This is a genomic window from Cupriavidus nantongensis, from assembly GCF_041726985.1.
Classification (GTDB): domain Bacteria; phylum Pseudomonadota; class Gammaproteobacteria; order Burkholderiales; family Burkholderiaceae; genus Cupriavidus; species Cupriavidus nantongensis_A.
In genome coordinates this window covers 901,839-925,238 of the sequence record NZ_CP168302.1, presented here as the reverse complement: position 1 = coordinate 925,238, position 23,400 = coordinate 901,839, and the positions used below count along the sequence as shown (strand labels likewise).

20 protein-coding genes and 1 pseudogene are annotated in these 23,400 nt (G+C 69.2%); 6 read left to right on the top strand and 15 right to left on the bottom strand.

The features are described from left to right. Nucleotides 1-368: 368 nt before the first annotated feature. Nucleotides 369-611: pseudogene (locus ACEI37_RS03890) on the bottom strand (EamA/RhaT family transporter); the annotation flags it as partial. A gap of 197 nt (nucleotides 612-808) precedes the next feature. Here ACEI37_RS03890 and ACEI37_RS03885 point away from each other — a divergent pair. Further along, the gene (locus ACEI37_RS03885; RefSeq protein ID WP_373377421.1) at nucleotides 809-2,413 is read left to right on the top strand and encodes a DUF1800 domain-containing protein; all 1,605 of its coding nucleotides are present in this window, start codon (nucleotides 809-811) and stop codon (nucleotides 2,411-2,413) included. Between the two features lie 17 nt (nucleotides 2,414-2,430). Next, a complete protein-coding gene (locus tag ACEI37_RS03880; RefSeq protein WP_373377420.1) occupies nucleotides 2,431-3,771 on the top strand; it encodes a DUF1501 domain-containing protein in 1,341 nt (446 codons plus the stop codon). A 36-nt stretch (nucleotides 3,772-3,807) separates the two neighbouring features. Here the strand turns inward: ACEI37_RS03880 and ACEI37_RS03875 are convergent, their stop codons facing one another. Further along, entirely contained in the window at nucleotides 3,808-6,411 is a 2,604-nt protein-coding gene (locus ACEI37_RS03875) for a penicillin-binding protein 1A (protein WP_373377419.1), read from the bottom strand. A gap of 332 nt (nucleotides 6,412-6,743) precedes the next feature. On the opposite strand from ACEI37_RS03875, the gene ACEI37_RS03870 reads away from it, so the two are divergent. Next, a complete protein-coding gene (locus ACEI37_RS03870; protein WP_373377418.1) occupies nucleotides 6,744-7,811 on the top strand; it encodes a porin in 1,068 nt (355 codons plus the stop codon). A 186-nt stretch (nucleotides 7,812-7,997) separates the two neighbouring features. On the opposite strand, the gene ACEI37_RS03865 is transcribed toward ACEI37_RS03870, so the two are convergent. Continuing rightward, nucleotides 7,998-8,471 carry a DM13 domain-containing protein gene (locus tag ACEI37_RS03865; protein ID WP_373377417.1) on the bottom strand — a complete coding sequence of 158 codons (474 nt, stop codon included), beginning with the start codon at nucleotides 8,469-8,471 and terminating at the stop codon, nucleotides 7,998-8,000. A 162-nt stretch (nucleotides 8,472-8,633) separates the two neighbouring features. Between ACEI37_RS03865 and ACEI37_RS03860 the strand changes: the two genes are divergently transcribed. Next, nucleotides 8,634-8,867 carry a hypothetical protein gene (locus tag ACEI37_RS03860; protein WP_062803537.1) on the top strand — a complete coding sequence of 78 codons (234 nt, stop codon included), beginning with the start codon at nucleotides 8,634-8,636 and terminating at the stop codon, nucleotides 8,865-8,867. Between the two features lie 26 nt (nucleotides 8,868-8,893). Here the strand turns inward: ACEI37_RS03860 and ACEI37_RS03855 are convergent, their stop codons facing one another. The 12 genes from ACEI37_RS03855 to ACEI37_RS03800 form a co-directional block, all read right to left on the bottom strand. Beyond that, nucleotides 8,894-10,453: a TAXI family TRAP transporter solute-binding subunit gene (locus tag ACEI37_RS03855; RefSeq protein WP_373377415.1), complete on the bottom strand. Its 1,560-nt coding sequence runs from the start codon at nucleotides 10,451-10,453 to the stop codon at nucleotides 8,894-8,896. 13 nt (nucleotides 10,454-10,466) lie between these two features. Continuing rightward, on the bottom strand, nucleotides 10,467-11,657 hold the full coding sequence (gene gltS, locus ACEI37_RS03850) for a sodium/glutamate symporter (RefSeq protein ID WP_373377414.1): 1,191 nt from the start codon (nucleotides 11,655-11,657) through the stop codon (nucleotides 10,467-10,469). A gap of 198 nt (nucleotides 11,658-11,855) precedes the next feature. Continuing rightward, nucleotides 11,856-13,022, bottom strand: coding sequence for an ABC transporter permease (locus tag ACEI37_RS03845; protein ID WP_373377413.1), 1,167 nt, complete (start codon nucleotides 13,020-13,022; stop codon nucleotides 11,856-11,858). A gap of 16 nt (nucleotides 13,023-13,038) precedes the next feature. Continuing rightward, nucleotides 13,039-14,193: an ABC transporter permease gene (locus ACEI37_RS03840; protein ID WP_373377412.1), complete on the bottom strand. Its 1,155-nt coding sequence runs from the start codon at nucleotides 14,191-14,193 to the stop codon at nucleotides 13,039-13,041. 12 nt (nucleotides 14,194-14,205) lie between these two features. Beyond that, nucleotides 14,206-14,898, bottom strand: coding sequence for an ABC transporter ATP-binding protein (locus ACEI37_RS03835; protein ID WP_373377710.1), 693 nt, complete (start codon nucleotides 14,896-14,898; stop codon nucleotides 14,206-14,208). An 11-nt stretch (nucleotides 14,899-14,909) separates the two neighbouring features. Further along, the gene (locus ACEI37_RS03830; RefSeq protein ID WP_373377411.1) at nucleotides 14,910-16,124 is read right to left on the bottom strand and encodes an efflux RND transporter periplasmic adaptor subunit; all 1,215 of its coding nucleotides are present in this window, start codon (nucleotides 16,122-16,124) and stop codon (nucleotides 14,910-14,912) included. A gap of 156 nt (nucleotides 16,125-16,280) precedes the next feature. Beyond that, nucleotides 16,281-16,640, bottom strand: coding sequence for an ArsR/SmtB family transcription factor (locus tag ACEI37_RS03825; RefSeq protein WP_373377410.1), 360 nt, complete (start codon nucleotides 16,638-16,640; stop codon nucleotides 16,281-16,283). After that, the gene (locus ACEI37_RS03820; protein ID WP_373377409.1) at nucleotides 16,621-17,085 is read right to left on the bottom strand and encodes an SRPBCC family protein; all 465 of its coding nucleotides are present in this window, start codon (nucleotides 17,083-17,085) and stop codon (nucleotides 16,621-16,623) included. The genes ACEI37_RS03825 and ACEI37_RS03820 overlap by 20 nt, the downstream gene beginning before the upstream one ends. A gap of 155 nt (nucleotides 17,086-17,240) precedes the next feature. Beyond that, nucleotides 17,241-18,029 (bottom strand): crotonase/enoyl-CoA hydratase family protein, encoded by a 789-nt coding sequence (locus ACEI37_RS03815; protein ID WP_373377408.1) that lies wholly within the window; start codon nucleotides 18,027-18,029, stop codon nucleotides 17,241-17,243. Nucleotides 18,030-18,038: 9 nt separating this feature from the next. After that, nucleotides 18,039-18,830, bottom strand: coding sequence for an SDR family NAD(P)-dependent oxidoreductase (locus tag ACEI37_RS03810; protein WP_373377407.1), 792 nt, complete (start codon nucleotides 18,828-18,830; stop codon nucleotides 18,039-18,041). After that, entirely contained in the window at nucleotides 18,827-20,392 is a 1,566-nt protein-coding gene (locus ACEI37_RS03805) for a class I adenylate-forming enzyme family protein (RefSeq protein ID WP_373377406.1), read from the bottom strand. The genes ACEI37_RS03810 and ACEI37_RS03805 overlap by 4 nt, the downstream gene beginning before the upstream one ends. 24 nt (nucleotides 20,393-20,416) lie before the next feature. After that, complete coding sequence (locus tag ACEI37_RS03800) at nucleotides 20,417-21,544, bottom strand: acyl-CoA dehydrogenase family protein (RefSeq protein ID WP_373377405.1); 1,128 nt, start codon at nucleotides 21,542-21,544, stop codon at nucleotides 20,417-20,419. 236 nt (nucleotides 21,545-21,780) lie between these two features. Between ACEI37_RS03800 and ACEI37_RS03795 the strand changes: the two genes are divergently transcribed. Together ACEI37_RS03795 and ACEI37_RS03790 are read left to right on the top strand one after the other, a co-directional pair. Next, on the top strand, nucleotides 21,781-22,179 hold the full coding sequence (locus tag ACEI37_RS03795; protein WP_373377403.1) for a Zn-ribbon domain-containing OB-fold protein: 399 nt from the start codon (nucleotides 21,781-21,783) through the stop codon (nucleotides 22,177-22,179). A 48-nt stretch (nucleotides 22,180-22,227) separates the two neighbouring features. Then, entirely contained in the window at nucleotides 22,228-23,376 is a 1,149-nt protein-coding gene (locus ACEI37_RS03790; RefSeq protein ID WP_373377401.1) for a thiolase family protein, read from the top strand. Nucleotides 23,377-23,400 lie beyond the last annotated feature (24 nt).

Sequence of the window (23,400 nt, the reverse complement as noted above, 5' to 3'; positions counted from 1 at the left end):
GTCCTCGAAGGGGGGCATTGTACCGGATCGATGGGGCTGCGATGCGCTGTGGCGAAGGGCAGCATGGTATCGTCGGCATGTCATGGTCATGCCCTGGGACGTCCAGAATCGGGGGAAAAAATGAGAACGAGGCGGGTGCTGTGGTTCGTCGCAATGGTGTTGCTCTTGCCGTCGTTGGCCCTGGCCAGCGAATTCGGCAGCAAGGGCGGGCCGGAGCCCGCCAACCTCGAACAGATCGCGTCACGGCTGCGCGAAGACCCGTATGACCTGGAACTGCTGATCAGCTTCGGCACCTCCAAGGGCGGATCCGCCGGCCATATCGCGCTGGCGCTGCGCGACGATGCGGCGGGCGAAGAGAGGGTGTACTCGAGGCCCTGCATCAGCGCGCCGGCCAGCAGGTGGCGCGGCGCCTCGCGCAGCGGCGGCCAGGCCGCGCGCGCGGCCAGCGACCAGGCCACGAACATCAGCCCGGCCACGGCAAAGCGGGCCAGCAGGAACAGGCTGGTGTCGGCCAGCGGCACGATGGCCTTGCCGACGATAAAGCCGGTGGACCAGACCAGGACGAAGGCCACGGCGGGCAGCCAGGCGACGGTGGACAAGGGGCGCGACATGCAGGCAGGCGTTTCCGCTCGGGAGCGGGAAGGGCAGGCAAAACGCAAGGCTAGCGAGGCGCGGCGCCGCTGTCTTGGCAAATCCGGCAATCTCGCGCTGAAAGCATTGGTAACACTCGTCTGCCGTCGCCGCGTCAACCGGTCCGGGCCTGCCACGTAACATGGTGATGGGGATCGAACCGGACGAGGTGAACCACATGGATCCAGCGCAGCATCCGAGACCACCCGGCCGTGGGCGCGTGGCCGCCTGGCGCGCCGCGGCCGCGCTGACGCTGGCCGCGTGCCTGGCTGGCTGTGCGCAGCTGCACGCGGGGCCGGGCAACGGCGACGACCGTGGCGCCACGGCGGCCGCCGACCTGCGCTGGCTCAATACCGTCACCTACGGCGCCGACCAGGCCTCGCTGGACGCGCTGCGCCGGCTGGGCCGCAAGGACTTCCTCGCGCAGCAGCTGGCGCTGCCGCTGGCCGATCCGCCCGAGCTGGCGGCCGCCATCGCCGCCTTGCCCAACCTGCGCGACGGCGCCGCCGCGCAGGTCCAGGCCGCGCGCGAGGCGCGCCAGCGCATCGATGCCCTGCCGGACGACGCCAGCCGGCAACAGGCGCGCCAGGCGCTCAACATGCAGGGCCGCGAGATCGTGGCCGATGTGGCGCGGCGCCACCTGCTGCGCGCGCTGTATTCGCCGGCGCAGCTGCGCGAGCAGATGACATGGTTCTGGATGAACCATTTCAACGTGTATGCGGGCAAGGGCCAGGTCGGGCTGCTGCTGGCCGAGTACGAAGAGCGCGCGATCCGGCCGCATGCGCTCGGCCGTTTCCGCGACCTGCTGATGGCGACGGTGACCGCGCCGGCGATGCTGCTCTATCTCGACAATGCCCAGAGCAGCGCCAACCGCGTCAATGAGAACTACGCGCGCGAACTGATGGAACTGCATACGCTGGGCGTCTCTGGCGGGCCCAGCGGATCGCGCTATACGCAGCAGGACGTGCAGGAGCTGGCGCGCGTGCTGACCGGCGTGGGCGTGAACCTGCGCGGCACGCCGCCGCCAAAGCTGCCCCCGGCGCGCGCAAGCCTGTACCGCGGCGACGGCCTGTTCGAGTTCAATCCCGCGCGCCACGACTTCGGCGCCAAGCTGCTGCTGGGCCAGCGCATCGAGCCGTCCGGTTTCGACGAAGTGGCGCGCGCGGTCTCGATGCTGGCGCGCGAGCCGGCCACGGCGCGCTTTGTCAGTGCCCGGCTGGCGGCCCACTTCATTGCCGACAACCCGCCACCGGCGCTGGTCGAGCGCATGGCGCAGACCTTCACGCGCACCGACGGCGATATCTCGGCGGTGCTGCGCACCATGTTGCTGGCGCCCGAACTGGACCGGCAGGCGGCTGCGTCGCCGCGCAAGTTCAAGGATCCGATGGTCTATGTGGTGTCGTCGCTGCGGCTGGCGTATGAGGGCCGGCAGGTGGCCAACCTGCGCCCGGTGATGAACTGGCTGAACCAGCTGGGAGAGCCGCTGTACGGCCACGTGGCGCCCGACGGCTATCCGTCGGCGGAAAGCGCGTGGGCCAGCTCGGGGCAGATGGTGCGGCGCTTCGAGATCGCGCGCGCCATCGGCTCGGGGCCGGCGGGATTGTTCGCGGGCGATGGCACCACGCCGCGCGGCGCGCGCTTCCCGACGATCGGCAACAAGCTCTACTACGACGCGATCGAAGCCACCCTTGGCCCCGCCACGCGCGCCGCGCTGAGCCACGCCGAGTCGCAGGCGGAATGGAACACCCTGCTGCTGGCTTCGCCCGAATGGATGCAGCGCTGAAGGCAACGGAGAGCACCATGCAACGCCGACAATGGCTCAAGACGATGGTAGGCGCCGCGCTCGGGCTGGCGCTGCCGGCCATCGCCTCGCGCGTCTACGCGCTGCCCGCGCAGGCCGATGCGCGCTTTTTGCTGGTATTCCTGCGCGGCGGCTATGACGCCGCCAGCGTGCTGGTGCCGGCCGGCAGCGATTTCTACTACGCGGCGCGGCCCAATATCGCCATCCGGCGCCCGCCCGCGCCGGGTGCCGATGCGGATCCCAATGCCGCAGTGGCGCTGGCATCCGCCTTTGGCGCCGACAGCGCCGCGCGCGGCATCGGCGACTGGGCCCTGCACCCGGCGCTGGCGCCGACTCTGCTGCCGCTGTGGAAGCAGGGCCAGCTGGCCTTCGTGCCGTTCGCCGGCACGCACGACCTGTCGCGCAGCCACTTCGAGACCCAGGACGGCATCGAAGCTGGCCTGCCAGGGGGCGACGAGGACCGCCAGGCCGTGGCCGCGCTGCGCGGTAGCGGCTTCCTCAACCGGCTGGCCCAGGCCATGGGCGGCCAGGCCGCGCCGGTGGCATTCACCGACGGGCTGCCGCTGGTGCTGGCCGGCCCGCGCGACGTGCCCAATGTCTCGCTGAAGGGCGCCGGCCGCGCCCCCTTCGATGCGCGCCAGGCCAGGCTGCTGGCGCAGATGTATCGCGGCACGCGCTTCGAGTCACTGATCGACGAGGGCTTCGAGCTGCGCGAGACCGTCGCGCGCCAGGCGCAGGCGGAAGCGCCAAGGGGCGGCATGGGCGGCATGGCTGGCGCCGGCCCGGCCACGATGGCGTCGCGCCAGCAGGAAATGCAGGCCGCCAGCCGCCGCGCGCTCAGCGCGCGCGGCTTCGAGGTCGAGGCCCGGCGCATGGCGGGGCTGATGCGCGAGCACTTCAACCTGGGCTTTATCGACGTGGGCGGCTGGGACACCCACGTCAACCAGGGCGCCGCGCAGGGTCAGCTGGCCGGGCTGCTCGACAACCTGGGCCGCGGTTTGTCGGCCTTTGCCGCGGAGATGGGTCCTGCATGGAGCAAGACCACCGTGGTGGTGCTGTCCGAGTTCGGCCGCACCTTCCGCGAGAACGGCACGCGCGGCACCGACCACGGCCACGGCACGGTCTACTGGGTGCTGGGCGGCAGCGTGCGCGGCGGCCGCATCGCCGGCGAACAGGTCGCGGTGGAAGCGGCCACGCTCAACCAGGATCGCGACTGGCCGGTGCGCAACGAGTACCGGGCGCTGCTGGGCGGGATGTTCCGCAGGTTGTACGGGCTGGATGCGGCTCGGCTGGCGCAGGTGTTTCCGGGGGTGGCGGGGCGGGATATCGGGTTGGTGTGAACCGCGCTCCGGCAGACGGAACACCTGGGTCAGCGATCAGCGTTGGCCGGCCGGGGTGATGATGGTGGGTGCGAGCGGCGTGATCGGTGCCGCTGGTGCTGGTGCGGGCGTTGGCGTTGGAGCCGGAGCCGGAGCCGGAGCCGGAGCCGAGGCGGGGGGCAGCGTGGGGGGCGGGGCCGGTTCATTGGCCGGGGGCGGCGCAACCGGCGCGCTTCCCGCGGTGACGTCCGGGGGCGGCACCGCCATCACCGTCTCCCCCCGATCCAGTGCCAGACTGGATTCATCGTGGTCACCGTCCGCCACCGCCGCCGAGGCCGCGCCTGCCGGTGGCGCGATCTCGGCTTCCTGCGCCGGCAAGGCCGGGCGGCGCGGCGCCGGGCGCGGTGCCGGGGTTTCGCTGGCCTTGTCGCGCGTGAACAGCTGGCTGAACCAGCCGCGCAGCTGCGTGCCCAGCGACGCGAACACATGCGTTTCCTCGTGCTCGGCAAAGCGCGCGCGGCCGTCGATGATGCGCGCGCGCAGGGCGCGCTGGTAGAAGTCGCCCACCATCGGCAGCGCGCTGTGCGCGCCCTGGCCCCAGTAGTCGCTGCGCAGCGTGATGCGGCTGTCGTTGAAGCCGACCCAGGCGCCCGCCACCAGTTCCGGATGCATCAGGATGAACCAGCCGTCTGCATTGTCCTGGGTGGTGCCGGTCTTGCCGGCGACGTCGGCGCGGATGCCGAAGCGCGAACGGATGCCGGCGCCGGTGCCGCGGTCGATCACGTCGCGCATCACGTCGAGCAGGGTTTGCGTGGCGGCGGCGGGCAGCGCGTGCTCGGGGCGTGCGGGGCGGAACACCTGCAGCACATTGCCCTGGCGGTCTTCGATGCGCGTCACCATGGTCGGCGCGATGTAGTCGCCGGCATTGGCGATGGTGCCGTAGGCGGCCACCATTTCCTTCAGCGTGACCGGGCTGGTGCCCAGCGCCAGCGACGGCACCACGTCGAGCTCGCTGTCGCGCACGCCCATGTTGCGCGCCAGCCGCGCCACGCGCGCGGGGCCCACTTCCTGCATCAGCTGCGCGGTGATGGTGTTGCGCGAATAGACCAGGCCGTCGCGCAGCGTCATGGCGCGGCCGGTGGGGCGGCCTTCGTCGCTGGGGCGCCAGATCTCGCCCCCGGCCAGCTCGATCTCCACCGGCTGGTCCACCAGCGTGTCGTCGGGGGTCTTGCCCTCGTCGAAGGCCGCGCCGTAGACGAAGGGCTTGAAGGTCGAACCCGGCTGGCGCCGCGCCTGCTGCACGTGGTCGAACGCGTCCTGGGTGTAGTCGCGGCTGCCGACCCAGGCGCGGATCTCGCCGTTGCGCGGGTCGAGCGCCAGGAAGCCGGCCTGGATCCGCGTCTTGTTCTGGTGCAGCGCACGCAGGAAGGCGCTGTCGGCCATCAGGTGGCGCAGCGCCTCGTCCGGTGCCGTGCCGGCGGCGACCGCGGCGCGGTACTCCGGCGTCTCGCGCACGAAGGCCTGCACCAGCGGCTTGTTGGCGGCCCAGCCCGCGCGCGGCGCCCAGGCGGCGTTGGCGACCGCCTGCAGGCGGTTGCCCTGCTGCGCCACCGCCTGCGTGGCCATGGCCTGCAGGCGCGCGTCGATGGTGGTGTGGACCACCAGCCCGTCGGCGTAGATGTCGTAGCCGTTGCGGTCGGCCCAGCCGATCAGCCATTTGCGTAGTTGCTGCGCAAAATGGGGCGCGGGCCCGGGCGGCTCGGTCTGGCGCTCGAAGTCGATGCGCAGCGGCCGTTTCTTCAGCTGCTCGTAGCGCGCCGCGTCGAGCTTGCCGCGCTTGACCATCTGCCCCAGCACGGTATTGCGCCGATCCAGCGCGCGCTCGGGGTTGAGCACCGGGTTGTAGTAGCTGTTGCCCTTGAGCATGCCGATCAGCGTGGCGCTCTGCAGCACGTCGAGCGAGCGGGCGGGGCGGTCGAAATAGGTGCGCGCCGCCATCTCGATGCCGAAGGCGTTGTACAGGAACGGCACCGTGTTGAGATAGGTCTCGAGGATCTCGTCCTTGGTGTAGAGCGCCTCGATCTTCAGTGCGGTGATCGCTTCCTTGAGCTTGCGCGTCAGCGTGGGGGCGCGGCCGATCTCGTCGGGATAGAGATTGCGCGCCAGCTGCTGCGTGATGGTGGACCCGCCCTGGCGGTCGCCGGAAAACGTATGCAGCGCGGCCGAGGCAATGCGGCGCCAGTCCAGGCCGTGGTGCTGGTAGAAGCGGTGGTCCTCGGTGGAGATCAGCGCCGCCACCACGTTGGGCGAGATCTGCTTGAGCGGGACCCAGTCGCGGTTGGCCCACTTGAACACCGCCAGCTCCTTGCCGTCGGCGGACAGCACCTGGGCCGGCTGCTCGGACTTGGCCTTGCGGATATCGCTGATGCCCGGCGTGAACGGGATCAGCACCAGCACATAGAGCAGCAACGCCGCCGGAATCGCGGCCAGGCCGAACAGCAGGCCGCGCCGCGTGGGGCGCAGCGTGCCGGGCCGGGTCAGGCCGGCGCGCGCGGTGCGCGCCGCCAGTCGGGACAGCCCTCGCCGGAGCGGGCCAGGCAGTGAAGCGGGGAACGAGGCAAGCAGGGGGGCAAGCCGGGTCTTGATCTCAGCCAGCTTCATGAGGCGAAGCGGTCGAGGCACAGGCGCGGGGCGGCACGGAACACTGGCATTACCGTCGTCGGAAAAGCCTGCATCCTACCAAAACGTTCCCGCCGGTTACAGGGAAAACCCCCAGCCGGGCGCGATGCGCCACTTCCTGCTGAGAAGCATGGGTCACAAAGCTTTCATATTGCGCCGCCACAATGCCGGGGCCGCCACTCGTGCGGACGATGCGCCGTTGCCGGGTTGCCCGGCTGGGCCGCGATCGTCATGACTTGCCATGACTCGCCATGACGATCGGGCCTTGGGTCCGGTGCGGTGTCGTGCCTCAAACAGAACACAGAGAAACTACAGTGAAGAAAGCTCTCCTTGCAATGACGGCAGCAGCGGCCGCGTCGGCCGCAGCCGGGGTGGCGTCGGCCCAATCCACGTCCAACGTGACGCTCTACGGCATCGTCGACGCCGGCGTCGAAGTGATCAGCAACGTGCCGGGCAGCGGCGGCGCCGAAGGCACGGCCGTGCGGCTGAACTCGGGCAACCTGTCCGGCTCGCGCTGGGGCCTGCGTGGCACCGAAGACCTGGGCGGCGGCCTGAAGGGCATCTTCGTGCTGGAAAGCGGCTTCGACGTCGACACCGGCACCTCGGGCCAGGGCAACCGCCTGTTCGGCCGCCAGGCCTACGTCGGCCTGCAGGGCGGCTGGGGCGCGGTCACGCTGGGCCGCCAGCAGAACGCGCTGTACGACCTGTTCGGCGCCTTCGACCCGATGGGCGTGGGCCCGCGCTACTCGCTCAACAGCGTGGATTCGGCCTTCAACGGCCGCGCCGACAACGCCGTCAAGTACACCGGCAAGTTCGGCGGCCTGACCGCCACCGGCTTCTACAGCTTCGGCCGCGACAACAACGAAATCCCGGGCGAGACCAAGGTCGGGCGCAACTTCGGCGGCGGCCTGTCGTATGCGGCGGGCGGCTTCTCGGTCGGCGCGGCTTACGACCAGTTCCAGGGCGGCACGGTGGCGCTGCAGGACCGCGCCGCCAAGCGCGCGGCCGTGGGTACGGCCTACGCCTTCGGCGGCGCCAAGGTGTTCGCGGGCTACCGCTGGCTGCGCGACGACGGCGTGTCCAGCGCCACCGCCGCCACGACCCGCAGCAATGTCTACTGGGCCGGCGCGCAATATCGCTTCACCCCGGCGTTCCTGCTGACCGGCGCGGCGTACTACAACGACACCCGCAACAGCGATGCGGATCCGTGGATGTTCGTGCTGTCGGCGGACTACTCGCTGTCCAAGCGCACCGACGTGTACCTGAACGTGGGCTACTCGAAGAACAAGTCGGGCTCGGCGCTGGGTCTGAACGGCGTCGGCACCGTCGTGGCCGGCGAGAACCAGACCGGCGCCACCATCGGCCTGCGTCACCGCTTCTGAGTATTGCCTGATGCCCGCCCGGCAGGCGCCCATGCCTGCACGGGCGGTGCTTGACTCTCATATCGACACCTGCGGCTGGTCTTGCGGGGGTTCGTTGGGCCGGTTGCTTTGATCGGCCCTTTTTTCCTTTGGCCGGGTGCTTCGCTGCTCCATCGGCGCCATGGCTCCGCAGTCTGCCCGCGGTCGCTACCGATACCCCGCCGCCCCAATAAACTGCCCGAACCGCTCGCACCAGATCACCACCGCTGCATACCGGGACGGATCCACCCCGGGCGGCAGATCCACGGTGAAATTGCCGAAGGTCTTCAGTTCACTCACCTGCAGGGACTGATCCTTAATCCGCAGGAAGGCTTCCTTGTTGTCGACGAACGCCGGCGCCAGGTAGATCCGGTAATCCGGTCCAGGTGCCACGCTGCCTTCGAAGGCGAGCGCCCTGGCCGAGACATGGAGCCGGCCGCTGGCCCAGTGCAGCGCGTCGCTGCCGGCCAGGTCCTTGCGGAAGGTGCCGGAATAGCGCGACTGTTGCGATATCGCCTGCACCTGTCCGGCGCTGGCGCCGGGCTGCGCCGTCAGGATCGGCAGCACATAGATGCCCGCGGCGAAGCCGACAGCCAGCATGGCGAGGTGGGTCACGACGAGAAGGGCGGGCCGGGCAGGCATGTCTGGCTCCAGGAAGCACGATGATGCCGGTATGTCGGCGCTGGCGCCGGAACCTGACAGCGCCGTCGCATGCTGGCGCCCTTGGCACATTCGCAACGGTTTCACCAATCCAACACATGGAAGTGGTTATGATCTGGTAGTTGCCCTGTCGAGAAGCTGCCTATGACCCTCCACGTCACGATCCGCACCATCCGTACCGGCACGATGCAATCCGCGCGCTACCAGGCGCGCGTCTACCTGACCACCGACGCCGAGGCCCTGCCGTTGCTGGCAACGGATTGGAGCGAGCGCGAGGCCGAAGCCTTCCGTACCGCACAGTTCTGGGCGCAGCGCCACGCTTATGTGGTGTCTAATCCACGCGCAGGAACGTTCTACGGCGTATCAGGCCGGCGCTGAAGCCGGCCAGCGCGTCCCCGCATCCCCTATCTGACCTGCGTCCCGGACGCTGCCGGCGGCCGGAGAGGCCGTGCCGAGCCCGGCGTGGTGCCGGCCGGGCCCATGGCGTCCAGCGCCTTGGCCGCCGCCAGATGCTGCGGAATCATCAGCCCCTGGCGCGCCGTGGCCACCGCGATCTGTCCGCCCTGGGCGCTGCCGCGCGCGACCAGGTCGCGCCCGTTGCGGTAGACCAGCCGCGTCAGGTCGGCCACTTCGGCGTCGGACAGGTCCGGGCCGGTCACCAGCACGGCCGCGGTGGCGATAGTGCGCACCGGTGCGCTCAGGCCGGGATAGGTGCCTGGCGCGATCGATGCGCGGAAATAGCCCGCCTTGCGGCCCACCAGCGCGGCGATGGCCTTTTCGTCGAGCGGCAGCAGCCGCAGCGGCATTTCGGCGAGCGCATCGCGGATGCTGTCGGCAGGCACGCCGATCACCTGGATCACGGCGTCGACCTGGTTCTGGCGCAGCGCCACCAGGCCAGTGCCCAGCCCGACCTCCTCGGCCTTGAAGTCCTTGTCCGCCAGCCCGTGCGCGGCCAGCACGCGCAGCGCGGTGCCGCGCGAGGCCGAGCCGCGCTCGCCCACCGCGATGCGCTTGCCGCGCAGGTCCGACACCGAGCGCGCCGGATCGCCTTCGCGCACCAGCACGTGCACCGGCTCCGGATAGAGGCTGCCGATGGCGCGCAGCGACGCCTGCGGGCCGTCGTCGGCGAAGGCGTCCTTGCCTTCGTAGGCATCCAGCGCGGCATCGCCCTGCGCCAGCGCCACCGAAACCTTGCCCGCGCGCAGCAGGCGCAGGTTCTCTTCGCCGCCGTGCGTGACCAGCGGGATCGCGCGCACGCGCGTGCCAGCCACCAGCGCCTGCGCAAAGCGCAAGTACTGGCCGTGCTCGGCACCGGCGGCGATGGCATAGCCTTCGTTGACCCGCGCCAGCCGCGCGCGGATATTGGCGTGCGCGGTGGTCAGCTCCTGCTCGATCACCGCGCGCTGCGCCGGCGAGGCCTCTTTCTGCACCGAGTCGATCACCTTGCGCATCGCGTCAAGAATCGCCGCCGGGCCGGTCTGGGTATCGGTGGCGACGGCCGGGGCTTCGGCCGGACGGTAGCCGGCCGGCAGCACGCCGACCCAGCGCTCGCCGTCGCGCCGGTACAGCGCGGTGCCGTGGGCGCGGATGATGTCGCCGGCCTTGTTGCCGCCGCTGGTGATGCCGGTGATGCCGCGCGGACCCGCGCCCAGCGCCGACACCAGGCCGGCCACGCCGGGCGAATCCCAGGCGCCGAAGTCATAGTCGCGCAGCAGCTTCAGTTGCGCGTCGAAATAGACGATGCGGCGGATCTCGCCGGCCGGGGCCTTGGTGTCGGCCTGCGAGCCGCGGCGCTGCAGCTCCACCACCTGTACCGTGCCCGGCGGCAGCGCCAGCGCCAGCCGTTCTTCGACGCCCGCGCGAATGCCGTCGGCTGCAGGGCCGCCGCCGCATCCCGCCAGCCAAACACTGGCCAGCACGGCGAACAGCAGCGTCAGCCGTGTCAGCAGGGAGGGGCGCCGCATCTCAGCCCCCATCTCAGCCCCCGATCAGCGGCAGCGCCAGCATCATGGTCAGCACGAAGGCGTTCATCAGGTCGACGAAGAACGCGCCGGCCAGCGGCGTGATCAGGTAGCTGGTGGGCGCCGGGCCGTAGCGCGCGGTGATGGCGCGCATATTGGCCATGGCGGTGGCGGTCGAGCCCATGTTGAAGCCGATGAACGCGGCCGAGCTGACCGCGGCCTCGTAGTCGCGCCCCATGAAGCGGAAGCACACCAGCACTACGTAGAGGACGATGAACACCACCTGCATCGCGATGATCAGCAGGAACGGGCCGGCGGACAGCGCCACGTCGGCCAGGTCCAGCGCCATCATCGTCATCACCAGGAACAGCGACAGGCAGACATTGGTGATCAGGTCGGTGGCGCGGTCGTCGAAGCGCATGCCGGCAAAGGGCAGCAGGTTGCGGAGGGCGATGCCGAGCATCATGCACCAGAGAAAGCCCGGGATGGTGATGGCGCCGGTCGGCATTTGCGCGGCGATCCAGCGCCCGCCGATCACCGCGGCCAGGATGCCGGCCAGCGACGCCAGCGCGCCCACCGTGGTGATGGGAGAGACCGCCGCCGCTTCCTCCTCGGTGTCGCCGGCCTCGCGCGCGGTGGAGCGCAGCCGGTAGCGCGAGATCAGGTATTGCGCCACCGGTCCGCCGATGATGCCGCCGACGATCAGGCCGACCGTGGCCACCGTCATCGACAAATCCATCACCGCCTGCAGGTTGTTGACCTCGGCAAAGCGCTCGGCATAGGCGGCGCCGGTGCCGTGCCCGCCCACCAGCGTGATGGAGCCGCTCACCAGGCCGAAGATCGGATGCAGGTCCAGCACCCGCGCCATGGCCACGCCCACCACGTTCTGCACCACGATATAAGGCAGCAGGATGACCAGGAAGATCACCAGCGCCTTGCCGCCGCGCCGGAGCATGCGCAGGTCGGCGCAGAGGCCGACGCCGCCGAAGAACATCAGCAGCAGCACCGGCTTCATGCCGGGATCGATCACCACGCGGAAGTTCACCGCCGCCATCGCCGTCGACGCGACGATTGCGAACAGCAGGCCACCGGTGACGGGATCGGGAATGTTGTAGCGCGACAGCATGCCGACGCTGCGGTTGACCAGCGTACCGATCAGCAGCACCACCACGGCGGTCAGCAATGAGGCCAGCAGGTCAAGGTTCATCGGGGGCGTCCTGACGCGTAGCATGCATCACTACGGGTTGTAGTCGGACACCGGGGAGAAGGCAAGGAATGGATGGGCTGCGCCGGGTGCTGGAGCCGCTGGCAGACGCCCTGGAACTTTCCAACTCCCGATTGCGTGCTCCCTCTCCCGCAAGCGGGAGAGGGGAAAGCAAACCAACGGGCGGCGTAGCATCAACCATCAACGCGCCCGCAACGCCTCCACAATATTCATCCGCGCGGCCCGCACCGCCGGCAGGAATCCCCCCACCAGCCCCATCGCCATCGAGAACGCCAGCGTCTGCAGCGCAATCGCCGGCGTCAGGATAAAGCGGAACGACAGGTCGGCGAAGGTCTGGAAGTTGGTGGTCGAGAACGAGGCGAACTGCATCAGCGCTGCGCACGCCAGGCCCGCGGCGCCGCCGACCAGCCCCAGCAGCGCCGCTTCGGCCAGGAACGCGGCCAGCACGCTGGCGCGCTGGAAGCCGAGCGCGCGCAGCGTGCCGATCTCCGCGACGCGGTTGGCCACCGACGCATACATGGTGATCATGGCGCCGATCATCGCCGCGATCGAGAAAATGGTCGACAGCGTAAAGCCCAGGATATTGATAAAGCCGGACAGGGCCTTGGACTGGTCGCTGTAGAACGCTTGCTCGCGCTTGGCCTCGTCGGCCAGGCGCGGATCGACGTCGAGATCGGCACGGAAGCGCTCGAACAGCGCGGAATCGGCCAGCCTGACCACCATCGACGAATACGCATTGCGCCGGAACGATTGCATCAATTGGTCGACGTCGCCCCAGATCTCGGAGTCAAAGCCGCTGCCGCCGGCGTCGAAGTGTCCCACCACGGTCCAGTCGCGCTGCGCAAAGCGCAGGTGCTCGCCGATCTGCACGCCGGCAAAGCCGCCGGCGATGCTGCTGCCGACGATGATCTCGGACGAGCCCGGCCGGAACATGCGCCCGGCCACCAGCCGCACCTGCGGGCGCAGGTCCATGCCGGGCGGCGAGATGCCGCGGATCACCACGTTGGACGGCTGGCCGGTGCTGGCCTTGGTCAGCGAGATCAGCACCACGGCCTCGCGCGACGCCAGCGGCCGGCCGGCGCCGCTCATGGCCACGGCCGGGTGCATCTCGATGATGCTGGCCTGGTCGCGGTTGACCGCGCTCTGGATCTCGGTCTCGGCGCCCTTGCGGATCACCACCACGTTGTCGTGCTCGCCGGTGGTGACCAGCGTTTTCTTCAGGCCCGCGTCGAGCATCAGCATGGTGGCGAAGACGAACACCACCAGCCCCAGGCCGGCCGCGGTCAGCGCGGTGGTCAGGCGCCGGGCCCAGAGATTGCGCGCGATATACGAAAGCGGGATCGCCATGGCAGTCTCCGTCGCGCTAGCCGATGGCGCGCAGGCCCTCGACGATGCGCACGCGCGCAGCCTGCACCGCGGGCACGATGCCGGCAAAGACCCCGACCGCCAGCGCGCACGCCGCCTGCAGCTGCATGGTCTGCGGCGACACGGTGAACACCGGGAACACGCCGCCCACCGCCTGCTTGAAGGCAGTGGCCACCGGCGGCGTGGCCAGCATGCCGAGCGCGCCGCCGGCCACGCACAGCGCCAGCGATTCGCCGAACACCAGCAGCGCCAGGAAGCCGGGGCCGAAGCCGAGTGCCTTGAGCGTGGCGTATTCCACGGTACGCTCGCGCGCGCTCATCGCCATGGCGTTGGCCATTACCGCCATGATGATCACGATCACCACGTACGACACCACGCGGATCGCCGCGATGATCTGGTTCGACATCGCGACAAAGCCCAGCTGGAAGGCCTGCTCTGTTTCGGTCAGGGTTTCGGCCAGCGAATTGCGGAACACGCCGTCGACCTGGCGCGAGATCGCAGCGGTGTTGTCGGGATTGCCGACGCCCAATATATAGACGCCGACCTGGTCGGCCTGGCGCGGGGTGCGCTTGCGCACGGTCTCGTTCAGGTATTCCCAGTGGAACACCATCTGGCGCGTGATGGTGCTCTCGTCGCGCCCGTCCATGATGCCGCGCACCACGAATTCCCAGGTGCCGGGGTAGATGGTGCCCTTGATGGGGATCACGTCGCCGACCTTGAAGCCGAACTGGTCGGCCAGCTGGCGTCCCACCAGTGCGCCCTTGCGATCGCGCTGGTAGTCGGCGCGCTGCGCGTCGGGCACGATGAATTCGGGGTAGAGGTCGAGGTAGTTGTCGGAGACCGCGAACTGCGCGAAGAAGTTCTTCGGATCGCGATAGACCCCGCCGAACCAGTTGGACCGCGCCACCATGGTCACGCCGTCGATGCCCTTGATGCGGCTTTCATAGCTGAGCGGCAGCGGGAACACCAGCGAGATCGCATTGCGCGTGACCAGCCGCGCGCTGGAGGCGGCCGAGGCGCCGGCATACCAGGCATCGATCACGGTCTGCAGCAGCCCGAACGCCAGCACCGCGATCACCAGCCCGAACACCGTCAGCGTGGTGCGCAGCTTGTGCCGCAGCGCATTGCGGGCGATCAGCTTGAGCGCGTACATGGTGAATGGAGGCTACGCCGGCTCGCCACGGATCAGCTCCCCCTTCTCCAGGTGAACCAGCGACCCGGCCGCGGCGGCAGCGTGCGCGTCGTGCGTGACCATGATGATGGTCTTGCCGGCATCGGCGTTGAGCCGCTGCAGCATCGCCAGGATCTCGGCCGCCGAGGTGCGGTCGAGGTCGCCGGTGGGCTCGTCGGCGACGATCAGCGCGGGGTCGGTGATCAACGCGCGCGCGATCGCCACGCGCTGCTGCTGGCCGCCGGACAGCTCCGACGGATAGTGGCTCATGCGGTCGGCCAGGTTGACCATGTCCAGCACCAGTTCCACGCGCGCGCGCCGCTCCGCGCGCGGCAGGCGCGTCAGCATCAGCGGCAGCTCGACGTTCTCGAACGCGGTCAGCACCGGCATCAGGTTGTAGAACTGGAAGATAAAGCCGACATTGGCGGCGCGCCAGTCGGCCAGCGCTGCTTCCGGCAACTGCGTGATGTCCAGCCCGGCAACGCGCAGCGTGCCGCGGTCGGGCCGGTCGATGCCGGCAATCAGGTTTAGCAGCGTGCTCTTGCCCGAGCCCGAGGGGCCCATCAGCGCGACGAAATCGCCTTCGCCGATCGCGAGCGAGATGTCGGTCAGCACCGGCACGATCTGCACGCCGCGCCGGTACGACTTGGCGACGTGGTCGATCTGCACCAGCGGCGCGGCGCCCATGCGGCCCTCGCTCATGGCTTGGCCGTGGTCACCCGGCTGCCGTCGCCGATCTGGTCGCCGGGCGACAGCACCACCACGTCGCCGGGCTTGACGCCCTGCACGGCCACCAGTTCGCCCAGCTTGTCGCCGGTCTTGACCGTCATCTCGTGCGCCTTGCCGTCCCGGACCACGTAGACCACCTGGCGGCCGTCGCGCGTGGCGATCGCGGCCGGCTGCACCGCGACCACCGGCTGGCGGTCCTGCGCGGTGGCCGCGCGCGACAGGAAGGCGATCTTGGCGCTCATGTCCGGCAGCACGCGTGCATCGCGATCGACAAAGCGCACCTTGACCAGCACCGTGGCCTTGGAGCGGTCCACCGTCGGCACGATGCGCGAGACCTGCCCGGCCAGGCGCAGGCCGGGCAGGGCGTCGAGCAGCAGCTCGCAGGGCTGGTCGACGCGGATCCGGGCGATATTCGATTCGGCGACATCGGCTTCGACCTCCAGCGTCTCCATGTCGGCGATGGTGACGATCGCACCCTTGGTGTCGGCCGCGGCCGAGAAGGGCGTGATGTTGTCGCCCACGTTGGCATGCTTGACCAGCACCACGCCGTCGAACGGCGCGCGCACCACGGTCTGCTCGACCGCCACCTCGGCCGCGCGCGCATTGGCCTGTGCCGACACCACCGACGCGCGCGAGCTGTTCACCGACGCCCGCGCCTTGTCGAAGCGCGCCACGTCGGCGTCGTACTGGGTGCGCGAGATCGCATTCGGCACGATCAGCACCTTGGAGCGGCGCAGGTTTACCTCGGCGTCCTTCAGCTCGGCCTGCTGCAGCGCCAGGTTGGCCTGTGCCACCTGCACCTGCGCCTGCGCCTGCGCGAACGACGCGGCCACGTCCTTGCTTTCCAGCCGCGCGATGACCTCGTCCTTCTTCACGCGCGAGCCTTCGAGCACGCCCAGCCATTCCAGCCGGCCCTGCGCCTTCGACGCGACCGCCGCCTTGCGCTGCGGCACGACGTAGCCGGTGGCGTTCAGCATCGTGAAATTCTGCGTGGGGTAGGCGGAGGTAACGGTGGCGGTCTGCACCGGCCGCGGGCCGGCCAGCCGGATGGCAATGCCGGCCAGCGCCAGCAGCACCACCGCGACGGCCGCGTAGCGCAACCACCGGCGCCGCGGACGGATACGGACGCCGGCCGCGGCGGCTTGCCGGTCAATCTTGAGCCTGGACAGGTCGTGGTCAGCCACTGCGCGCTTCCTCTCGCTGGAATGGGCGGGGCTGTCAGTATAGCGGTGATGGAGAAGGCTTTCGTCGCTTGCGAGGCTAGTAAGCGACCTCTGGTTTGTTCCCTCTCCCGCAAGCGGGCGAGAGGAGCAAACCGGCAGCTCAATCGAGGTACGCAGCTAATGCTCGCCTTCCACCGCCAGCTTCAGCTTGCCCAGCGCAAACTCCCATTGCCGCCCGATCGCTTCCAGCGACCGGCGCGCGGCATCGAGCTGGCCGGGCTCGAACTGCCACAGGCGCTCGCGGCCGGCGCGGCTGTCGTGGACCAGCCCGGCCTGCGCCAGCACCTGCAGGTGCTTGGTCACCGCCTGCCGCGTCATCGCGCTGCCAGCAGTCAGCTGCGCAATCGACATCGCGCCACCCGCGCACAGCGCCGCCACCAGCCGCAGCCGGGTTTCGTCGCCGAGCGCGGCAAACACCGCGGCCGACCGCCGCAGATCCGGCGCGTCCGGCAGTGCCTCAGGCAGCGCCGGCGACATGCTGGCGGATATTGTTGACCTGCTCGTCCCAGCCGCCGCTGTTGATGCGGAAGGCTTCCTGGCGGCGTTCGGGCGGGATCCGGTCAAAGCCGGACTCGACCACGGTCAGCATGGTCCCGCCTTCCACCTCGCGCAGCGTGAATTCCACCAGCGTGGCCGGCTCGTCCGAGTAATCGCGCCCCCGCTCCAGCGGCGCCGGATGCCAGCGCCACGACAGCAGCCGTTGCGGCTCCATGCGTTCGACGTGAACGTCGAACTTCAGATATTCGTAACCCGGATAGGTGATGCTGCCCACCACGCGCTCGCCCGGGGCGAAGGTCGCGCCGTCAAAGCGCACGCCGAACCAGCTGCCGAAGGTATCGGCATCGGTCAGCGCATGCCAGACGCGCGCGATGGGGGCTTCGATCAGGATGCTGCGTTCGATGCGGTCGGTGTCGGAAGGCATGGGCGGTCTCCTGGGGTGGATAGATATGCAACTATATGGTTGCATATTAGGAGACGCGGCAGATTACCGCAACCGATGGCACAGAAATTTGTAGCGGCGCTCCGTCCGCGCGCGAGGTTTCACCGCAACTGGCGATAAACCTCGCGCCCCGCCTGCTATACCCCCCGCCACACCGGCTTGCGCTTCTCCACGAACGCCTTCAGGCCCTCCTTGCGATCCTCGGATTCGATCGCGACGGCGGCAATGGGCATCTGTTTCTCCCAGGCTTCTTCATCCGTCCAGTTGGCGGACTGGAAGATGATTTCCTTGGCCGCCGCGAGACCCGTCGGCCCGTTCGCCATCAGCTTTTGTGCCAGGGCCAGCGCCTCGTCGAGTGCCTGCCCGGGCTCAACCACGCGGTTCACCAGCCCCAGTGGTGCGAAGAAGGAGGGATCCTTCAGCTCGCCCGTCAGCGCGAGCTCCATGGCGATGTGGTACGGGATGCGCCGCGGCAGCCGGAACAGCCCGCCGCCGATCGCGGCAAGGTTGTGGCGCACTTCAGGCAGGCCCATGCGCGCGTTCTTCGCCGCGACGATCAGGTCGCACGACAGGCACAGTTCGAGCCCGCCGCCGACCGCCACGCCTTCGACCGCCGCGATCAATGGCTTGCGTGCGGGCCGCTTGAACACGCCAAAGCCGCCGCGCGGCGGGCGTTCGCGCAGCTCGCCGCGCGCCGCCGCTTTCAGGTCAGCGCCGGCGGAGAAGTCGCCGCCGGCGCCGGTGACGATGCCGAGGAACAGGCTGGGATCGTTGTCCAGCTGGTCCATGGCCGCGTTCATCTGCAGCGCGGTCTGCCCGTCGCAGGCGTTCTTCACCTCCGGGCGATTGATGGTGATGACCAGCACATGGCCATGGCGCTCGGTCAGGACGCGCTGCACAGAGTTGTCCGTACGGGTATCTGACATGGCGTCTCCTTACAGGGCGAACGAGAAGCCGCCATTGACCGGATAGGTCTGGCCGGTGATCCAGCTGCTGGCGTCCGAGGCGAGGAAGGTCACCATGTTGGCGACATCGTTGGGTCGGCCCGGACGGCGGATCACGTATTTCTCCATGATCTTCTTGGTGCGCTCCGGGTCGGCTTGCAGCCGTGCTTCGATGGCCGGGGTTACGGTGGCCGAGATGGCGACGCAGTTGGCGGTGACGTGGTGGCGGCCCATGGCGCGCGCCACGCCGCGCATGAAGCCGGCCGCGCCGGCCTTGGCGCCCGAGTACACCTCGAGATTGGTTTCGCCCATGCGGCCCGCGTCGGAGATGATGGTGATGATGCGGCCCGACTGGCGCGCGATCATGTCCGGGATCGCGGCGGCGGTGCAGTGGATCACGCCGTAGAAGTTGACGCCGATAAAGCTGTTCCATGCATCGGGGCCGGTCTCCCAGAACGGCTTGCGCGCATCGGCGCTGGGCGTGGCGCCGGCATTGCCGGCATTGTTGACCAGCACGTCGACACGGCCATAGGCCTCGCGTGCCGTGGCGAACATCGCCTGCACGCTTTCATGGCTGGTCACGTCCGCCTGCACGGCGATGGCGCGGCCACCGGCGGCGCGCACCTCCTCGGCTACCGCTTCGGCGCGGTCGAGGAAATAGTCGTTGACCACCACGCCTTCGGCATCGTGGGCGGCGGCATGCAGCGCGATCTGGCGGCCCACGCCTTGCCCGGCGCCGGTCACCAGCATCACGCGTTCGCTGAGGCTGAGCAGGTTGTTCATACGTTTTTCTCCTTGTCTTTCCAGAAGGGCGCGCGCAGGTCGCGCTTGAGCAGCTTGCCAACGGTATTGCGCGGCAATTCGTCGACGATGCGGATGTTGCGCGGGCGCTTGTACGAAGCGAGCTGGCCGACGCAGTGTTCGAGCAGTGCGGGTTCGTCCACGCTCAGCCCGGGCTTGATCTCGCAGAACGCCATCACGCTCTCGCCGAACTCTTCGTCGGGGATGCCGATGACGGCGGCATCGGCGACGGCGGGGTGGGTTTGCAGAGCCGCCTCGATTTCCGCCGGATAGATGTTCACGCCGCCGGAAATGATCATGTCCTTGGCGCGGTCGCTGATGTAGAGGAAGCCCTCGTCGTCGAGCTGCCCCACGTCGCCGGTGCGGAAGAAGCCGCGTTCATCACGGGTGTCGGTGCCGAGCGCCGGGGCGTTCAGGTAATTGCGAATCACTACCGGGGTCCACGCCCAGATCTCGCCTGACTGGCCGACCGGCAGCACCTGGCCGTTGGCATCGCGGATCTCGATGCGCACGTGGCGGTAGGGGCGGCCGCTGGAGCCGGGCTTGCGCCGCTGGTCGCCGGCCATCATGCGGCTGACCATGCCGGTCTCGGTCGAGCCATAGCCTTCGTAGAGGCAGTCGCCGAGATGCGTGATGATCCATTGCTTGAGCGCATCCGACACCGGTGCCGCGCCGACCGTGATCGACTGCAGCGATGACAGGTCGTGCTGGGCCACGGTGCCGGGCGGCAGCGCGGCGAGCCGCTTGAACATGGTCGGCACGCCGGTCCAGTGGCTGACGCGGTAGCGCTGGATCGCGTCGAGCACCGCGAGCGGGTCGTAGCGCCGGATCATCACGGTGAGCGCGCCGGCCTTCTGCGCCGCCCAGACCTGCGAGGGACCGGAGCCGTGGTGCACCGGCATGGTCAGCAAAAAGCAGGCATCGGGCGAGGTGGTGCGATGGGCGCCGACATCGGCCAGGTATTCAGTGACGATCGGATCCGACATGTCGGCGCTGCCGCGCATCAGCACGCCCTTGGGGAGGCCGGTGGTGCCGGAGGTGTAGATGATCAGGCCTGGCTGGCCCGCTGAAAACCGCGCCGGGGCAGGGGCGGCGACGAGATCGGCGTAATGGTCGAAGCCGGCCGCGGCCGTGTCCAGCGACACCGCGGCCTTCAGCGGCTGGCCGTCGAAGGCCGGCAGCAGCGCGGCCGGGTCGGCGTCGTCGCAAACGATAGCGTTGGCGAGGCTGTTGTTGAGGACATAGCGCACCTCGGCGGGCGTGAGACGCCAGTTCATGCCCAGCAGCGAACAGCCGAGCTTGCCGCACGCCGCGGCGATGGCCATCCACTCCAGCCGGATCTGGGTGCGGACCACGACGATGTCGCCGCGGCCCAGCCCGCGCGCGGCCAGCGCGTGGGCGAGCCGGTTGGCCTGGTCGTCGAGCGCGGACCAGCTCAGCTCGCGCTCGCCTTCGATGGCGGCGAGCGCGTCGGGCCGCGCACGCGCCCAGTGCTCGACGGTGCCGGGCTGCGGCGCCTGCACGGTCTCTGCAGAAACTTGCATGTTGTCTCCTTGGGTCCTGGCGGGTCAGGACAGCAGGTGGCGGGCCAGCACGCGGTACTTGTGCAGTTCGGTCGGCCCTTCGTAGATGCGCGCCAGGCGCTGGTGGTCGTACCAATGCGCCAGCGGGTTATCGAGCGCGCAGCCGGCGGCGCCGTAGAGCTGGATGGCGCGGTCAATGACGCGATGGACCATCTCGGTGCAGGTCATCTTGACCATGCCGGCTTCGACGCGGGTGTCCTCGCCGGCGTCGTGCCGCTCGGCGCTGCGGTAGACCAGCAGGCGGTTCTGCTGGATTTCGACCCACGAATCGACGATGGCCGACTGCGTCGCCTGCAGCGCGGCCAGCGGTTCGCCGAAGACTTTGCGCTCCTTGCTGTAGGCAATCATCATCTCGAGACAGCGCTGCGCGATGCCGAGCGCGCGCGCGGCCACGTCGAAGCGCGCCGCCGAAAGTGCCTGCTGCGCCTGGCGAAAGCCGCCGCCCTCGCTGCTCACCAGCGCATGCGCCGGCACCCGGCAATCGTCGAAGATCAGCTCGTGCGTGACGAAGCCGCCGAGCATGGGAATCTCGCGCCGGATCATGCCGGGGTTGCCGGTCTCCACCGCGAACATCGAGATGCCGCCGGCGCGCTTTTCCTTGTCGGTGCGCGCCACCACGAAGACCACGTCGGCGTCGGCGACGTTGCTGATAAACACCTTGGTGCCGTTGAGCACCCAGCCGTCACCGTCGCGGCGGGCGAAGGTCTGGATGGCGCCGGCCGGGTCGGCGCCGCCGCCGGGCTCGGTCTGGGCAAAGGCCAGCACCTTGGTGTCGTTGAGGAAGGGCTCCAGGTAGCGTTCGCGCTGTGCGCCCTGCAGGCCGTACAGGTTGGGCAGGGCCCGGCCGCCGAAGCGCAGCGGCGTCAGGCAGCGGAAATTCTCTTCGGTGATGGCCAGCAGCGTGACCAGCGGCAACCCGGCGCCACCCAAGTCTTGCGGCACGCCAAGCCGCCACAGTCCGGCCTCCCGGGCCGCGCGCCGCCCCGGCGCGTAATCGGCGCGCGTGAGTTTTTCGCCCCGGAGGACGCGCGCCTCCAGTGGCATCTGGAAATCATCGACCAGCCGCCGGACCAGCTCCCGGATGGCGCGCGTCTCCTCGCTGAATGCATACATCGTGGTTTGCTCCTTATTGGACGGCGTGCTGATATCCCAGCGCGCTAACTTATTAGATAGTGGACTAAGAAATTATGTAAACATTGGGATAAACCCTAGTTGTCGCTAAAAAGAAGGGCCCTGGGTAGGGAAATACCCGCGAATCGATGTGTTTCCTTGATTGGATACTTGCAACGAATCTAATAAGTTACGAGACTAAGCAGACGCCATCACTTTCCACCACGGATGACCGTTCCATGCCCGACCTGCTGAAACCCCAGCTCTATGCCCTGTCGCCTGACGGCGAGCCCGTGCTGCACGGCGCCCGCTGCCGTTGCGGCCATGTGTTCTTTCCCATGCAGGCCTACGGCTGCGAGGCCTGTGGCGCGACCGGCGCTGCGCTGACCCCCACGCTGCTGTCGGGCCGCGGCCGGCTGGTGGCCTCGGCGCGGGTCATGCTGCATGCGCGCAAGGACCGCGAGCCCCCGTTCACGGTGGTCACCGTCAGGCTCGACGACGGCCCGGTGCTGCGCACCTTGCTCGACGGCAACCCCGACGTGCCGCTGCGCGCGGGGCAGCCGCTGTACGCCACGCTTACCGCGGTTGCCGGCCCCGATGGCGCCGCGCTCGACCTGCGCTTCACCACGCAGCGCTGATTTCCGCCTGGCTGTCCCGATTCCGAGATCCCAAGTATCCGAATGCCAATGCAACGCACCCTCAACGACATGCGCCCGGTCTACGTGATCGGCGCCGGCTGGCACCGTTACCAGCCGCTCAGTGAAGACAGCTACGCCACGCTCGGACTCGCCGCCGTGCGCGGCGCGCTGGCCGACGCCGACATCGAATGGCCGGCGGTGGAATCCGCCTATTTCGCCAAGGCGCTGCTGCCGATGGCGCCCGGCCGGCCGATGCTGCGCCACCTCGGCGCCACCGGCATTCCGGTGATGCACGTCGAAAACGCCTCGGCCTCGGGCTCGGCGGCGTTCCGCCAGGCGTGCATGGAAGTGGCCAGCGGCCTGTGCGAGGTGGCGCTCGCCGTCGGGGTCGACAAGCCCGCGCCGGTGACGCGCGGAGAATCGGCCATGGGCATTCCGCAACTGGCCGAGGACGCCATCGTTCCTTTTACGCACTTCGCCCTGCTGGCCGACCAGTACGCCCAGCGCCACGGCGCGGACCAGCAGGACTTCGCCCGCGTCGCCGTGAAGAACCATGGCAACGGCGCGCGCAATCCCAACGCTCATCGCCAGCAGCCCCGTACGCTGGAAGAGGTGCTGGGCGGCCGCCCGGTATCCGGCAGCCTGACCACGCTGCAGTGCTGCCCGGTGGGCGAGGGCGCGGCGGCGGTGATCGTCGCCTCCGAAGCGGCTATCCGCCGCCTCGGCGTGGACGGCGGCAAGCCGGTGCGGGTGACGGCATCCGCGGCGCGCAGCCAGCGGCTGTATGAGGACGCCACCCGTTTCGACGCCAACCTGACCGAGGAAACCACGCGGCTTGCCCTGCAGCAGGCGGGGCTGCGCCCGGAACAGATCGATGTGCTCGAACTGCACGACGCCTTCACCGTGGAAGAAGTCGAATACGTCGAGGCCATGGGCTTGTGCGGTCCCGGCCGCGCCGTGCCGCTGCTCAGGGAAGGCGCGTGGGACATCGGCGGCCGCTGCGCGGTGAATCCGTCGGGCGGCCTGATCGCCATGGGCCACCCCATCGGCCCGACCGGCATCGGCCAGATCGGTGAGATCGCGCTGCAGCTGCGCGGCGAGGCCGGTGCACGCCAGCATTCCGGCGCGCGCGTGGGCCTGGCGCACATGGTGGGCGTGGGCGCGGTGTGCTACGTGCACACGCTGCAACGCGATTGAACAGGAGCCAGCGACGTAACAGGG

Excerpts from the sequence above, each read along its gene's own strand:
- ACEI37_RS03800 (WP_373377405.1), bottom strand. The coding sequence starts at position 21,544 with ATGTATGCATTCAGCGAGGAGACGCGCGCCATCCGGGAGCTGGTCCGG.
- ACEI37_RS03880 (WP_373377420.1), top strand. The coding sequence starts at position 2,431 with ATGCAACGCCGACAATGGCTCAAGACGATGGTAGGCGCCGCGCTCGGG.
- ACEI37_RS03805 (WP_373377406.1), bottom strand. The coding sequence starts at position 20,392 with ATGCAAGTTTCTGCAGAGACCGTGCAGGCGCCGCAGCCCGGCACCGTC.
- ACEI37_RS03815 (WP_373377408.1), bottom strand. The coding sequence starts at position 18,029 with ATGTCAGATACCCGTACGGACAACTCTGTGCAGCGCGTCCTGACCGAG.
- ACEI37_RS03845 (WP_373377413.1), bottom strand. The coding sequence starts at position 13,022 with ATGGCGATCCCGCTTTCGTATATCGCGCGCAATCTCTGGGCCCGGCGC.
- ACEI37_RS03795 (WP_373377403.1), top strand. The coding sequence starts at position 21,781 with ATGCCCGACCTGCTGAAACCCCAGCTCTATGCCCTGTCGCCTGACGGC.
- ACEI37_RS03790 (WP_373377401.1), top strand. The coding sequence starts at position 22,228 with ATGCAACGCACCCTCAACGACATGCGCCCGGTCTACGTGATCGGCGCC.
- ACEI37_RS03875 (WP_373377419.1), bottom strand. The coding sequence starts at position 6,411 with ATGAAGCTGGCTGAGATCAAGACCCGGCTTGCCCCCCTGCTTGCCTCG.
- ACEI37_RS03885 (WP_373377421.1), top strand. The coding sequence starts at position 809 with ATGGATCCAGCGCAGCATCCGAGACCACCCGGCCGTGGGCGCGTGGCC.
- ACEI37_RS03855 (WP_373377415.1), bottom strand. The coding sequence starts at position 10,453 with ATGCGGCGCCCCTCCCTGCTGACACGGCTGACGCTGCTGTTCGCCGTG.
- ACEI37_RS03865 (WP_373377417.1), bottom strand. The coding sequence starts at position 8,471 with ATGCCTGCCCGGCCCGCCCTTCTCGTCGTGACCCACCTCGCCATGCTG.
- ACEI37_RS03810 (WP_373377407.1), bottom strand. The coding sequence starts at position 18,830 with ATGAACAACCTGCTCAGCCTCAGCGAACGCGTGATGCTGGTGACCGGC.
- ACEI37_RS03840 (WP_373377412.1), bottom strand. The coding sequence starts at position 14,193 with ATGTACGCGCTCAAGCTGATCGCCCGCAATGCGCTGCGGCACAAGCTG.
- ACEI37_RS03825 (WP_373377410.1), bottom strand. The coding sequence starts at position 16,640 with ATGTCGCCGGCGCTGCCTGAGGCACTGCCGGACGCGCCGGATCTGCGG.
- gltS (WP_373377414.1), bottom strand. The coding sequence starts at position 11,657 with ATGAACCTTGACCTGCTGGCCTCATTGCTGACCGCCGTGGTGGTGCTG.
- ACEI37_RS03820 (WP_373377409.1), bottom strand. The coding sequence starts at position 17,085 with ATGCCTTCCGACACCGACCGCATCGAACGCAGCATCCTGATCGAAGCC.
- ACEI37_RS03860 (WP_062803537.1), top strand. The coding sequence starts at position 8,634 with ATGACCCTCCACGTCACGATCCGCACCATCCGTACCGGCACGATGCAA.
- ACEI37_RS03835 (WP_373377710.1), bottom strand. The coding sequence starts at position 14,898 with ATGGGCGCCGCGCCGCTGGTGCAGATCGACCACGTCGCCAAGTCGTAC.